This is a genomic window from Flavobacterium sp. RHBU_24 (assembly GCF_046613695.1).
Classification (GTDB): domain Bacteria; phylum Bacteroidota; class Bacteroidia; order Flavobacteriales; family Flavobacteriaceae; genus Flavobacterium.
In genome coordinates this window covers 165061-178250 of sequence record NZ_JBKJHD010000006.1, presented here as the reverse complement: position 1 = coordinate 178250, position 13190 = coordinate 165061, and the positions used below count along the sequence as shown (strand labels likewise).

Annotated in this window: 13 protein-coding genes; 9 read left to right on the top strand and 4 right to left on the bottom strand. The window is 43.2% G+C overall.

Annotated elements, in window-relative coordinates; all coding sequences use genetic code 11:
- Positions 1-88: 88 nt before the first annotated feature.
- The 3 genes from ACLI09_RS08455 to aroC all read right to left on the bottom strand — a co-directional run bounded on the left by ACLI09_RS08455 (position 89) and on the right by aroC (position 3888).
- Entirely contained in the window at positions 89-1603 is a 1515-nt protein-coding gene (locus tag ACLI09_RS08455) for a T9SS type A sorting domain-containing protein (protein WP_411419169.1), read from the bottom strand.
- Positions 1604-1773: 170 nt separating this feature from the next.
- Positions 1774-2706 (bottom strand): T9SS type A sorting domain-containing protein, encoded by a 933-nt coding sequence (locus tag ACLI09_RS08450; protein ID WP_411419168.1) that lies wholly within the window; start codon positions 2704-2706, stop codon positions 1774-1776.
- Positions 2707-2832: 126 nt separating this feature from the next.
- Positions 2833-3888, bottom strand: coding sequence for a chorismate synthase (gene aroC, locus ACLI09_RS08445; protein WP_411419167.1), 1056 nt, complete (start codon positions 3886-3888; stop codon positions 2833-2835).
- Between the two features lie 163 nt (positions 3889-4051).
- Between aroC and ACLI09_RS08440 the strand changes: the two genes are divergently transcribed.
- The 7 genes from ACLI09_RS08440 (at position 4052) to ACLI09_RS08410 (ending at position 10024) form a co-directional block, all read left to right on the top strand.
- A complete protein-coding gene (locus ACLI09_RS08440; protein WP_411419166.1) occupies positions 4052-4882 on the top strand; it encodes a UDP-2,3-diacylglucosamine diphosphatase in 831 nt (276 codons plus the stop codon).
- A gap of 61 nt (positions 4883-4943) precedes the next feature.
- Positions 4944-5744: a hypothetical protein gene (locus tag ACLI09_RS08435; protein ID WP_411419165.1), complete on the top strand. Its 801-nt coding sequence runs from the start codon at positions 4944-4946 to the stop codon at positions 5742-5744.
- A 118-nt stretch (positions 5745-5862) separates the two neighbouring features.
- The gene (locus tag ACLI09_RS08430) at positions 5863-6363 is read left to right on the top strand and encodes a hypothetical protein (protein ID WP_411419164.1); all 501 of its coding nucleotides are present in this window, start codon (positions 5863-5865) and stop codon (positions 6361-6363) included.
- 152 nt (positions 6364-6515) lie between these two features.
- A complete protein-coding gene (gene rimK / locus ACLI09_RS08425) occupies positions 6516-7883 on the top strand; it encodes a 30S ribosomal protein S6--L-glutamate ligase (RefSeq protein ID WP_411419163.1) in 1368 nt (455 codons plus the stop codon).
- A 193-nt stretch (positions 7884-8076) separates the two neighbouring features.
- Positions 8077-8481, top strand: a complete 405-nt coding sequence (locus ACLI09_RS08420) for a hypothetical protein (protein WP_411419162.1) — start codon at positions 8077-8079, stop codon at positions 8479-8481.
- Positions 8482-9303, top strand: a complete 822-nt coding sequence (locus ACLI09_RS08415) for a M23 family metallopeptidase (RefSeq protein WP_411419161.1) — start codon at positions 8482-8484, stop codon at positions 9301-9303. It begins immediately after the preceding gene.
- Positions 9304-9334: 31 nt separating this feature from the next.
- Entirely contained in the window at positions 9335-10024 is a 690-nt protein-coding gene (locus tag ACLI09_RS08410; protein WP_411419160.1) for an SIR2 family NAD-dependent protein deacylase, read from the top strand.
- Positions 10025-10230: 206 nt separating this feature from the next.
- On the opposite strand, the gene ACLI09_RS08405 is transcribed toward ACLI09_RS08410, so the two are convergent.
- Positions 10231-10572, bottom strand: a complete 342-nt coding sequence (locus tag ACLI09_RS08405; RefSeq protein ID WP_411419159.1) for a hypothetical protein — start codon at positions 10570-10572, stop codon at positions 10231-10233.
- A 523-nt stretch (positions 10573-11095) separates the two neighbouring features.
- On the opposite strand from ACLI09_RS08405, the gene purB reads away from it, so the two are divergent.
- Together purB and ACLI09_RS08395 are read left to right on the top strand one after the other, a co-directional pair.
- Positions 11096-12448, top strand: a complete 1353-nt coding sequence (purB, locus tag ACLI09_RS08400; RefSeq protein ID WP_411419158.1) for an adenylosuccinate lyase — start codon at positions 11096-11098, stop codon at positions 12446-12448.
- A 139-nt stretch (positions 12449-12587) separates the two neighbouring features.
- Complete coding sequence (locus ACLI09_RS08395; RefSeq protein ID WP_411419157.1) at positions 12588-13190, top strand: NAD(P)H-dependent oxidoreductase; 603 nt, start codon at positions 12588-12590, stop codon at positions 13188-13190.

The following is a 13190-nucleotide window of genomic DNA, read 5'->3' as shown; positions in this document are numbered from 1 at the left end:
TACAAAATTTATGCCCAACAGTTGTTAATTAAAAAACAAAAAGCCCGCTGCAAAGCAGCGGGCTCTAAGTATATGTTTAAAACTGTAATTAGTTTTTAACGATTTTTGTAGTATTGGTTCCTTTATCAGAAGCTACAGTCATAAGGTAAACACCAGATGCAAGGTCGGCAATGCTAACCTGAGCAGCATCTACACCATCAAAAGCAGTAGCTTTTACGATACGCCCGTTAAGGTCAGTAACTTTAACACTGTTGATTAGGCCTGCATTTGCAACGTTTACTACATCAGTAGTTGGGTTAGGGTATACCGATAGTTTGTTTCCGGCAAGTGTTTTTGTACCAAGTTCAGATGTTATTGCAATAGTATCAAACAATAAGAATGCTTCAGCCTGGGCCGCAGATGTATTGTGTACTGTTAAGTAATATGTACCTGCAGCAGGTGCAGTATACTCATCGGTAACAAATTCATTATACTCTATACCGCCACCGGCATTGTCAAGGGTAAAAGGAGTGCCAATTACAGTTTGATCGGCAACTAACCTTGAAGTACCTACTGTAACTTCAAAAGTAGCCGAACCTGAAGATGAAAGGTAAGCTGCACTGAAGTAAAAAGTTACTTGCTCGCCAGCAGCAAGATATATAGGCCTTATAAACAACCTTGAATCTGTAGTGCCGCTGGTAGCGGTACGGCTAAAGAAGAAACCTTCCGGAGTATCAGATAGCGTACCAGGATCAAGGCCCTCGTTAGTATCGGTAGAATAGCCAAATCCGTTTACGTTGAAGCCAGCCAAATCAGCAGGTATGTCACCATCGGCATCAAAATTATTTTCATACGGAAGCGTGGTAGGCAATAACTGGTAGAAAGGCCCAGACCATTCGCTATAAACACCTTCACCACATTGAGACCTGATGTAAAAATCAACACCGCTGCCGTTTTCCTGGCCTGTAATATTTACAGATGTTCCGGTGGTAGTAAGTGTTTCTCCTTCTGTTTCAGGGTCAAAGCCAGTAGCGCCGTAAAGCACTTCATAACCGCCTGGTGTGCCTATTGCAGGATCCCATGAAAGTGTAAATGAAGTATTAGTTATAGCTGAAGTTTCAAGGCTAATATCATTTGGATAAAAACAGTCGGCAGCTTCAAAAGAAAGTTCAAAATCAAATTCAAGTGCCTGCCAGTAATTTTCCCAAACAACGTAGTACGTAGTATTAGCGGCTACCGCAAAAGTAGCTTCAGACCTCCAGTCTGCATTCGCTACATCATCACTGCCTGCATAGCAGGTAAGTGCATCACATGTACCGGTATATACAGACAGCCTTGTATCAATGCTTGTAGCTGTTGTACCCGCAGGATTTTGGGTAAGAACAGATGTTAAAGTTACATATCCATTTTCAGCAGGCGTATATTTATACCATGCACCCATTAAAGGGGCACCTCCATCGGTGGTAGTACTTCCATAACATTGTGTAGGGGCTGCGCCAGGCCAGCTTCCCACAGTGTAGACATCAGGTGTAATATACTCAGCTGCGGCACAACTGTCCCCCTGTGCCTGGGCGGTAAATAGGGCGCCTAAAAATAAAGCCCCTAATAGTAATTGTTTTTTCATGACGATAGTTTTTAATTTACACAAAAATAATTTTTTTTTTGTTCAATGTTAAGAAAAAGTAAAAAATTATTGTTAAATTTTATCTTATTGTGTTATATAAGCCGCATCAAATAATAAAAGCCCCAAAAATCGAGGCTTTAAATTTTTATCGGTGTAAACAACTGAAGAACTTAATTTTTAACTATTTTCTTTGTCACAGTCCCTTTATCAGAAGCTACTGTCATTATGTATACGCCAGATGATAAATCTGAAATGCTAACCCGGGCAGTATCTACGCCTTCAAAAGTGGCACCTTTTACAGTGCGGCCATTTAGATCTGCTACTTTAATACTTTTAATTAGCCCTGCATTTGCAACATTAATAACATCTGTAGCAGGATTAGGGAAAACTGATAACATAGAAAGTGAATTGTCTTTTACATCTGCTGTAGGAGCAATAAAGTTAATGTTATCTACTGAAAAGCCTGTGTTATAGTTATCATAGCGGTACGCAAAAACAGCTACCGATTGTGCCCCCCAGGCATCGCCTTCTAACACAAGTTCATCATTAATATAATAATTAATTGTGCCGGCGGTAAAATCGTAAGTAGTCTTGAAGTTGAACCACTCGCCCATAGGATACTCCCCAATTTCTTCATAATTTAATGCTGTGCCGTCTAGACCGGTAACCATTATTAACGTGCCATCAAATGAAAAAACAACCCTTGACGCAAGAGTTAGTGACTGTGCAGTTGCATCATAAGCAAATTGATCAAAATAGGCATCGGAACCGTTCTCTTCCATAGCGTCAATAAAAATATCTTCTGAGATAGTGTAAGAAGCGCCAGTAAAATTATAAACGGCACTGTATATACCTTGTAGTGAAGTAGAGGGAACGCCCCCACCTTCTACTCTCAATACATTGTCGCCATCTGTAGCATTAAATCCTGAAGCTACTGTAAAGTTTGCGGAAGTAGTAGCTGCTGAACTTATCTGCCAAAAGTTCTGACCATTAATTTCACCAATTTCAAATTCTTCATCCGCTTCAAAAGATGAGATTAATTGTGCCTTGGCACTAAAAGAAAGCATTGTAAACAAAACACCTGTAAGTAATAGTTTTTTCATTATGATAGTTTTAATAATTTTCAAAAATATAGAATAATTATTCTGGGCTCAGTTTAATTTAGTTAAAGTTTACTGAGTAAAACATCATAAATACACAATTAATTTAAATTAAATATATTAGAGATTTTATTTTCCAGATAAAAGCATAAAATCTGCCAGTACAAGTGCCGCCATGGCCTCTACAATAGGCACCGCACGGGGCACTACGCAGGGATCGTGCCTGCCCTTGCCCTGCATTTCTACCACTTCGCCGCTGCTGTTTATAGTTTCCTGAAACTGCATAATAGTAGCTACAGGCTTAAATGCTACACGGAAATATATATCCATACCATTGCTTATCCCACCCTGTATACCGCCGCTAAGGTTTGTTTTTGTAGTGCCATCAGGGTTAAAAAGGTCGTTATGCTCGCTTCCTTTCATCCTCGCACCGCAAAAGCCGCTGCCATATTCAAAGCCTTTTACCGCATTTATGCTCAGCATCGCCTTACCCAGCTCTGCGTGCAGTTTATCAAATACAGGTTCGCCCAGGCCCGCCGGCACATTTTGTATTACACAGGTTACGGTACCACCCACCGTGTCTCCCTGCTTGCGTATCTCCTTAATATAGTCCTCCATTTTAGCGGCTGCATCCATATCGGGGCAGCGCACAGGGTTTTGCTCAGTTAACGTAAAGTCTAAATCCTGGTAGGGCTTATCAATAAATATATCCCCTACTGATGATGTAAAGGCATTTATGGTAATACCAGGCAGCATTTGCCGTGCTATGGCACCGCCCACTACCCTGCTTATGGTTTCGCGCGCACTGCTGCGCCCCCCGCCACGGTAATCGCGGTGCCCGTATTTCTTATCGTAGGTATAATCGGCATGCGATGGGCGGTACGTATCTTTTATGTGAGAATAATCGTGAGATTTCTGGTTGGTATTTGGCACGGTAAACCCTATAGGCGCGCCTGTGGTTTTACCTTCAAAAATACCTGAAAGGAACTGTACCTCGTCAGGCTCCTTGCGCTGTGTTACTATGGCGCTCTGTCCGGGCTTGCGGCGGTTTAGCTCATATTGTATGGAGTCGATATCAAGTGTTATGCCAGCAGGGCAGCCGTCTATAACGCCGCCTATGGCCGGGCCATGTGATTCGCCAAATGTTGTAAGCCTGAAAAGTGTACCGTAACTGTTGCCTGCCATTGTAGTAATGTTTTAAACAAATGTAACATCTTGTGCCCTATTTTTTAAAAAAAACTTACAAACAGCATGCATTTTGCAGTAGCGTAAACTAATAAACTTTTATTAACCTTATGATAAACAACAAACTATATAAACCAGCGTACTTTGCAAAGAAACACGGTAAATGAAAAAACGGGCTGTTGACATTGTTGTTTTATCGGATGTTCACCTGGGCACATATGGCTGCCATGCAAAGGAACTACTGCACTACCTGGCCACAATAAAGCCAAAAACACTAATACTTAACGGTGATATTATAGATATCTGGCAATTCAGGAAATCATATTTCCCGAAAACGCACCTTAAAGTGGTAAAAAAACTGCTCGATTTTGCCGCTAAAGGTACTAAAGTATACTACATTACCGGAAACCACGATGAAATGCTGCGCAAATTTGCCGATACCACCATGGGTAATTTTAGCATTGTAAATAAGGTTGTGCTAGAGCTAGACGGTAAAAAAGCCTGGTTTTTTCACGGGGATGTTTTTGACAGTTCGGTGCACTCTGCAAAGTGGATTGCAAAGCTGGGCGGCCTGGGGTACGACTACCTCATCCTGCTTAACCGTTTTATAAACTGGATACTCGTAAAAATTAACCGGGAACCGTATTCGCTATCAAAAAAAATAAAGGCCAGCGTTAAAAAAGCAGTAAAATTTATATCTGATTTTGAAAACACCGCCGCCGATATAGCAATAGAAAACGGTTATGACTATGTAGTGTGCGGCCATATACACGAACCTGGCATTACCATAAAAGAAAACAGGAAAGGCAGTGTTACCTACCTTAACTCCGGCGACTGGATAGAGAACCTTACCGCACTTGAATACCATCGCAAAAAATGGAAGCTATACCACTATGCGGAGGAAACCAAAGTGGTAGAGGAAGAGGTTGTTGAACCCGATACGGCATTAGACCCTCAACTGCTTGTGGCAACTTTATTTTTTAACAGTAAATAGTTCAGGTTTTTTCTTAAAATGTTAGCTATATTAGCGGCAAACTAAATAACTATCTAACATTATGAAGAAATTTATGGGACTTATAGCGCTAACTGCTATAGGATTGACCGTGTCATGCTCCGGCGACGACAACAACAGTAGCGGTGGAGACACTACCGCCGTATACCTACCGCTTAGCCAGGGCAATTATTGGGTATACGATACCAATAACCAGGGGGCCGATGGGGCCGCAGACAGTTCGGGCCGCGACTCGCTGTATGTAGCTAACGATACTGTTATAGGCACGGCAACCTATACTAAGTTTAAAACGCAGGCAGCGCCTACAGGATTCTATTCTGGTTCACTTAGCGGTAACGCGGTCAGGGCTTCGGGCAACAAGCTTTTGGTTACAGGCAGTACTTCCCTGGCATTATCTGAAGACATACCCTTCAGCATTACAATAAACGATTTTGCTTTTTTTGATGCAGATGCTTCCACCGGCGACCAGATAGGCAGTACATCGGGTTCCTTTCAGCAGACTATCGAAGAAATTCCGCTTGCCTTTACCTATACGCTAAAAACCACCGCTGCAAATGATGTAGCAACACTTACGGTAAACGGGGAAAATTATACAAATCTAAAAACAGTAGTTACCACCCTTCGGCTTAAAATAGCACACGCTGTATTTGGCATAGTATTATTGCAGGAACAGGATGTTGTGGTTTCTAACCAGTATTTTGCAGAAGGGGTTGGTGTTGTTAAAACATCTACTGATATTGAGTATACCCTTGCCGATTTTTCTTCGCTGGGTGTTACATTACCCATACCGCAAAGCGGCAGCGCCCACCAGGACGAGGAGCTTGACACCTATAATATAGAGTAACAGCACTATTTAGTTTTAACAAAACGATAACTGTTAAAACATTAACATAATGATATTCCTACAAATAAAATGGTTCTAATTTTGGTCAGGGAAAATGAAATAACCTAATTGACTATTTATGAAAAAACTATTTTTATCTGCTGCAATGTTAGTAGGATTAGCATTTAGCGCACAGGCACAAGATGGTAACAGGAATGCACTGGGTTTACGCTTTGGCGATAACGACGGGTTTGGCGCCGAAGTTTCGTACCAACGCGACCTTAGTACTAACAACAGGCTGGAGCTTGACCTTGGCTGGAGGAACTCAAACAACTACGATGCTATAAAGCTGACAGGTTTATACCAATGGGTATGGAACATTGAAGGCAGTTTTGACTGGTATGTAGGTGTAGGTGGCGGTGTAGGCTCATGGGGCTATGACAACGATAAGCCGGGGCCAGACCATTATGAAGACGACGGTACTTTTGCTTTTGTAGCCGGAGACATAGGTATTGAATATAACTTTGATATACCGCTCCAGATTGCAGTAGACTTTAGGCCGGAACTTTACTTTAACGAAGATTACGGAGGAGACAATTTTGGCCCGGATCTGGCATTAGCCATCCGATACAAATTCTAATAAAATTATCCCGGTTTATACCGGGATTTTTTTTGCAATTTACTGAACGTTAGGGCTAAGGCATTTCAATATAAAATTAATGTAAAATTAGTGCCAATAGTACCTGCCTTTTAAAAAAAAGAGTAATTTAGGTTGCAAAAATGTAACATAAAATGCCTGATAAAGTAATAGTAGGAAGTGAAGAATGGTGCGCCTTTCCGCTGCTTGATATACCCACCATTAAAGCCCGTGTAGACTCCGGCGCAAAAACTTCTGCCCTGCATGCCATAAACATCCAGCCGTTTGAAAAAGAGGGAGAAAACTGGATAAAGTTCGACATAAACCCCATCCAGAATAATACAAAAGCTACTATACATTGCCAGGCGCCGCTTGTAGATAAGCGCATAGTAAAAAGCAGCAGCGGCTACCGCGAGCAGCGCTATGTTATAAAAACACGCGTAAGCGTGGGCGGGCAGGAATGGGATGTGGAGGTAACGCTAACTAACCGCGACTCTATGGGCTTCCGGATGCTGCTGGGCCGCGAAGCCATGAGCGGCCGCTTAATGGTAGACCCCGAGCAAAAATACCTGCTGGGTGAGCCAAGCCGGGAAGACCTTAAGCAGTACTACCAAAAGGACGAAGAAACAAAAAAAGGGTTGCGGATAGGGCTTTTAGCCAGCAACCCTGAGCTGTACAGCAACAGGCGCATTATGGAGGCGGGCGAAATGCGCGGCCACGAAATGCATTTCCTGAACCTGAAGTACTGCTACATGAAGCTCGATGCCGAAAAACCTGAAATACACTACCGCGGCGGGCGCGTGCTGGATGATTTTGATGCGGTAATACCCCGCATACGCCCCAGCATGACGTTTTACGGCTGTGCCCTTACCAGGCATTTTGAGGCGCTTAAGGTATTTTGCCTGAACTCATCTATGGCGATAAGCCAGAGCCGGGATAAGTTATATTCATTACAACTGCTGCTCAATAGCGGTATCGACATCCCTACCACCGGTTTTGCAAGTTCGCCGCTTGATACTAACGACCTTATAAAAATGGTGGGCGGCAGCCCGCTCATCGTTAAATTATTAGAAGGCACCCAGGGCAAGGGCGTGGTATTAGCCGAGACCAAAAAAGCTGCCGAGAGTGTTATAAACGCATTTAAGAGCCTAAATGCTAATATACTCGTTCAGGAATTTATAAAAGAAGCAAACGGTAAAGACGTTCGCTGTTTTGTAATAGACGGCAAAGTAGTAGCCGCCATACAGCGCGAGGCACTGCCGGGCGAGTTCCGGGCAAATATACACCTGGGGGGTACGGCAACGGTAATTCGCGCCACCGCAGAGGAAAAACGCATTGCCATAAAAGCCGCCAAGGCCATGAACCTTAAGGTGGCCGGTGTAGACATTATCCGCTCTGCAAAGGGACCGCTCCTGCTTGAGGTAAACTCTTCGCCAGGGCTTGAAGGCATAGAAGGCGCTACACATAAAGACATTGCCGGCGAAATGATTAAGGCCATTGAGAAGAACTTTAAGTGGAAATAACATGAGGAAAGCAGCTACCGTATTTGTAGTTTCAGGGTTTGTCGTGGCGCTCCCGGCGGTGCTTTTTAAACTATTGCACTGGCCCTGGGCAGCTGAGATGCAAATTTTGGCAGGGATATTGATTATTATCGGGGTAATGCTTATATTTATCAGCCTCTTGAGCCGGAAATAATAAGCCCTAATACCCATAGTCATGAAAAAAAATACGTTGCTGCTTATCGTTACGCTATTAGTAACCGCTTTTGGCTACAGCCAGGGCCTGGATTGTTCCCGTGTTAAAGAGGGTACGTTTAAATTTACCGACCCCACTTCTAAAAAAACCTGCACTATTAAACGCACCGGCAACATCCAGACCGAGAAAATGGAGGATGCCGAAGAGGTGTATGATTTTGACCTGGTATGGATAGACGACTGCACCTATACCCTAAGCCCCACCGCCGCTACTGCTGCCCGTAATAAAGAGGTATTAAAAGCCGGCACCATGACGGTAAAAATTACCAAGGTAAAAGAAGGCTCTTATATTCAGCATGTAAAGGTGGCTAACAATCCTAAATTCAGGCGGATAGACGAGGTGTTTTTGGTAAGTGAGAGTAAGTAAATGAAAAATACCAAAAGTTGGCTTTATACGGTACTTTTTATATTGACGATAAGTTGCAGTGTACCACGTAAGGAATACTTCCAGGCGCAAACCGCTACTACCGTAAATGTGTTAAACGACACCATACACTTTAAGCTGAACAACCCGCTTAAAAGCCCCATACGGTATTTTATAACCAGTACCGACAGCGCTTTTAACGCCAAAATAAAACGTTACCACCAGGTGGTCCTGCAACCGGAAACCGACAGCCTGGTACACATTGCCGCCGACAGCCTGCTCGTAAAAACCATAGTGCTAAACACCATGCTGGGCGACCCCCGCAAACAAGCAAAACAAACTACGCTTGAACTCCCGTTTGCAAAAGGTGCCGCATATAACGTAATACAGGCGTATGACGGCAGCTACTCGCACAACGAAAAGTATTCAAAATACGCCATAGACTTTGCCCTAAAGGCTGGCGATACCGTTTGTGCCGCCGACGGCGGCGTGGTTGTGGGCGTTATAAAAGAGTATAAACACGGCGGTGCCCATAAAAAATGGGCGGGCTATGCTAACTATATTACATTATACCACCCGCATTCCGGGTTGTATACCCAATATGTGCACCTTAAATACAATGGTGTTTTAGTAAAAATTGGCGATACCGTAACCCGTGGACAGTCCATAGGCCTTTCCGGTAAAACAGGCTGGACGGATGTGGCACACCTGCACTTTAACGCGCTTATTGCCGTACCCCGAGGGCTGGTATCGGTACCGGTAAAGTTTACGGGTGGTATTGAAGGCGCGGCGCTTAAAGAAGGCAATGTGGTTAAAAAAGAGTAGGCTTGGCACACAGCCAATAATAAAATAACTTATGAAAAAAAAACTTGTAGTACTCTCCGGTGCGGGTGTAAGTGCCGAGAGTGGCGTGGCTACCTTTCGCGACGCGGGCGGGCTGTGGGAAGGCCATAACGTTATGGATGTGGCCTCACCGGAAGGTTTCAGGAAGAACCCGGCACTGGTGCTTGATTTTTATAACCAGCGGCGCAGGCAGCTTTTTGACGTGCAGCCCAATGATGCTCATAAAATAATAGCCAGCCTTGAAGCGGACTTTGACGTTAACGTCATCACCCAAAATGTAGACGACCTGCACGAGCGCGGCGGCAGTACGCACGTGCTGCACCTGCACGGCGAACTTTTAAAAGCACGCTGCACGGTAGATGAAAACGCGGTTATCGACTGGACGGGCGATATTGCCCCGGGCCAAAAGCATCCCGATACCGGCAGGCAGCTGCGTCCGCATATTGTATGGTTTGGCGAGATGGTACCGACTATTGAAGCCGCCGTAACCTATGTAGAGCAGGCCGATTATATTATTGTTGTGGGCACCAGCATGCAGGTATACCCCGCCGCGGGACTAGTTGACTTTGCCAGGCGCGATGCTAAGATTTTTTATATTGACCTTAACCCGGCCGATGTTAGCGGACTGAACAATAAGGTCGAAGTTTTGGCGATGAAAGCAAGTGAGGGCATGGGGGTTGTGAGGGAGAGGCTTTTACAATAACTAAAATATATAACCAAATAAAATTAAGCTTTTACTGCCTGATACTTTTCTTTTCGTTATCAACAACTTTCGCCCAAAAAGATTGTGGTTTTGTATTAGATACCACACGGATACTTAATGATGAGAACGTGGGTCTTTTGCCTGAAAGCTAAAAACAGATAAATTTGAAATATACACAAGCAAAGAAGTTACCCTATAAATATTATTCACTCTATAGGGTCTAACATTATAACTAATGTATCACCAGAAGTAGAACTTCCGGCAATAAATTCGGCATCAGATGAATTTTCATAATTTTCAGTAATCTCTTTAGACACATAGCCATCTTTATTAAAAGATACCTTATAATTTGTGTTACAACTGGCAATGCCACAACTAAATGCTTTATATGTAAAAAAGTAGCCTGTTGAATCAGTAGTATCGTGCTCGTCTCCCTGCTCCTGCGACTTCATATATACTTCAACATTTTCAATCCGCTCTCCTGATACAGCATCTATAACTACGCCATCTGTACCTACTTCCTTGTCACAGGAAATTAAGAACATCATAAATAACAGACAGCAGATGTAATTTTTCATAAAACATAGTATTTATACCTTAGATACAAAATTATGCTAATAGTTGCTTCATATTTTCTTTTTTTCCACTCCCGGTGTAAAATAGTATTTAGTTACCAAAAAATAATGAAGTTGCTTGATGCATTTTAATGATGTTACATGAAGAAAATTATTCCCCGGAATCTACTATGAAATAAGCATTTCGTTACCCTAAAGTACTGAAGGCATTTGTTCAGTAATTTGTGTGAAAGATAAAGTGGAAGATGTGCAAAACCAAAAATTTAATCATCTAATAATCAAGTACACTTAAAAGGGAATTTACACTCATTTATTCGACAAAGTGCAATGGAAGATAACATAAAGTGGAAGATAAACCCATTTTTGAGGCCAAAATGTTAAAGTTTTCCGGGGGCTTGAGATGGACTAAAGACTAAATTCTTGGTTAAATTATGTTTTTCATTATCCCCACAAAAACCCTATATTTGCGTGCATAAATAATACAACACAAATATTTATGCATCAATTGACCGAACTGAATGCCATATCGCCCATTGACGGCAGGTACAGGAGCAAAACCCAGTCGCTTTCCCCTTATTTTTCTGAGCAGGCGCTTATTAAATACCGCGTACTGGTAGAGGTTGAATATTTTATCGCCCTTTGCGAACTGCCTCTGCCTCAGCTTAGTGGCGTTAACAAAAACCTGTTTGAAGCCTTGCGCGATATCTACAGGAACTTTTCGGCAGACGATGCACTTGCCATAAAAGAAATAGAAAAAACTACCAACCACGACGTTAAAGCCGTAGAATACTTTATAAAAAGCGCTTTCGACAAACTGGGCCTTCAAGCCCATAAAGAGTTCATACACTTTGGGTTAACCAGCCAGGACATCAACAATACCGCCATACCGCTTTCTACTAAAGAGGCGTTTGAAGATGTGTACCTGCCCTCGTTAATTGGCCTTATTTCAAAACTAAAAGAACTGAGCACCGAGTGGGCCGATATACCCATGCTTGCCCGTACCCACGGCCAGCCTGCCTCCCCCACCCGCCTGGGCAAAGAGATACACGTGTTTGTAGAACGCCTTGAAGAGCAGCTGAGGCTGTTATTTAACGTGCCGTTTGCGGCTAAGTTTGGCGGCGCTACCGGCAACTTTAATGCTCACTTTGTAGCCTACCCTGCAATCGACTGGCGCAAATTCGGACAAGATTTTGTAGAGGGTACACTTGGGCTTAAACACTCCTTCCCTACCACACAGATAGAGCATTACGACCATTTCGCCGCTTTTTTTGACGCCCTTAAGCGCATCAACAACATCATTATTGACCTTGACCGCGACATCTGGACGTATGTGTCTATGGATTATTTTAAGCAGCGTATAAAAGCAGGCGAAGTAGGATCGTCGGCCATGCCGCACAAGGTTAACCCTATCGACTTTGAAAACTCCGAAGGTAACCTGGGTATCGCAAACGCCCTGTTTGAGCACCTTTCGGCAAAACTGCCAATATCAAGATTGCAGCGCGACCTTACCGACAGCACCGTACTGCGCAACATAGGCGTACCGATAGGCCATACGCTAATTGCTTTTGAAGCCACGCTAAAAGGCCTGAACAAGCTGCTGCTTAACGCTGATAAGTTTGCTGAAGATTTGGAGAAAAACTGGGCCGTTGTAGCAGAAGCCATACAGACCATACTACGCCGCGAGGCCTACCCTAACCCGTATGAAGCGTTAAAAGAGCTAACACGTACCAATACGGTCATAAATAAAGAGTCGATTCACGCATTCATCGGCACCTTAGACGTTAGCGATGCTGTAAAGGCAGAATTGCTGTACATTACACCCGCAAACTATCTTGGCATACAGCCGTAAGGTTTATATAAATGTTAAAGCCTGTTTAAATTTAACCCGAAGAAGGAAGTAAAGGCCTATTTTTGGAAAACTCAATGCAATTTTAAGAGGATAAATCTGTATATTGCTTATGAGTTATTAAATTTAAACAGGCTTTTTTATGCCCAGTAAGATCCTGATACTTTTTGCACATCCGCTTTTTGAAAAGTCAAACGCAAATGGCGCGCTGGTGCGCAATATACCACAGTCAGACAACATTACGTTTCATGACCTCTATCAGGAGTACCCGGATTTTGATATCGACGTAAGGCGCGAACAGGAACTCTTGCTATTGCACGACATTATCATCTGGCACCACCCTATGTACTGGTACAGCTGCCCGCCGCTATTAAAGCAATGGATAGACCTTGTGCTGGAACACGGCTGGGCCTACGGAAAGGACGGCACAGCCCTTAAGGACAAGATGGTATTACAGGTAATTACTACCGGGGGGAAAAAAGAAAATTATACACCCCGGGGAAAAGACCGATTTACTATCATACAACTTGTGGAGCCTTTTTGCCAGACGGCAAGGGTATGCAACATGCACTACCTGCCCCCATTTGTATTTCATGGTGCCCATTTTATGGAAACTGAAGATTTTGAACATAATGGAGAAATCTACGGCAAGGCATTACAATATCTTGAAAATAAAGACTTTGACATTTCAGAAATGGCCGACTACTATTACTTTAACGACTGGATAGCAACAAAACTTCTATAA

Bases quoted from the DNA above. Each gene is read 5' to 3' on its own strand.
- ACLI09_RS08455 (WP_411419169.1), bottom strand. From the start codon at position 1,603: ATGAAAAAACAATTACTATTAGGGGCTTTATTTTTAGGCGCCCTATTT.
- ACLI09_RS08450 (WP_411419168.1), bottom strand. From the start codon at position 2,706: ATGAAAAAACTATTACTTACAGGTGTTTTGTTTACAATGCTTTCTTTT.
- aroC (WP_411419167.1), bottom strand. From the start codon at position 3,888: ATGGCAGGCAACAGTTACGGTACACTTTTCAGGCTTACAACATTTGGC.
- ACLI09_RS08440 (WP_411419166.1), top strand. From the start codon at position 4,052: ATGAAAAAACGGGCTGTTGACATTGTTGTTTTATCGGATGTTCACCTG.
- ACLI09_RS08435 (WP_411419165.1), top strand. From the start codon at position 4,944: ATGAAGAAATTTATGGGACTTATAGCGCTAACTGCTATAGGATTGACC.
- ACLI09_RS08430 (WP_411419164.1), top strand. From the start codon at position 5,863: ATGAAAAAACTATTTTTATCTGCTGCAATGTTAGTAGGATTAGCATTT.
- rimK (WP_411419163.1), top strand. From the start codon at position 6,516: ATGCCTGATAAAGTAATAGTAGGAAGTGAAGAATGGTGCGCCTTTCCG.
- ACLI09_RS08420 (WP_411419162.1), top strand. From the start codon at position 8,077: ATGAAAAAAAATACGTTGCTGCTTATCGTTACGCTATTAGTAACCGCT.
- ACLI09_RS08415 (WP_411419161.1), top strand. From the start codon at position 8,482: ATGAAAAATACCAAAAGTTGGCTTTATACGGTACTTTTTATATTGACG.
- ACLI09_RS08410 (WP_411419160.1), top strand. From the start codon at position 9,335: ATGAAAAAAAAACTTGTAGTACTCTCCGGTGCGGGTGTAAGTGCCGAG.
- ACLI09_RS08405 (WP_411419159.1), bottom strand. From the start codon at position 10,572: ATGATGTTCTTAATTTCCTGTGACAAGGAAGTAGGTACAGATGGCGTA.
- purB (WP_411419158.1), top strand. From the start codon at position 11,096: ATGCATCAATTGACCGAACTGAATGCCATATCGCCCATTGACGGCAGG.
- ACLI09_RS08395 (WP_411419157.1), top strand. From the start codon at position 12,588: ATGCCCAGTAAGATCCTGATACTTTTTGCACATCCGCTTTTTGAAAAG.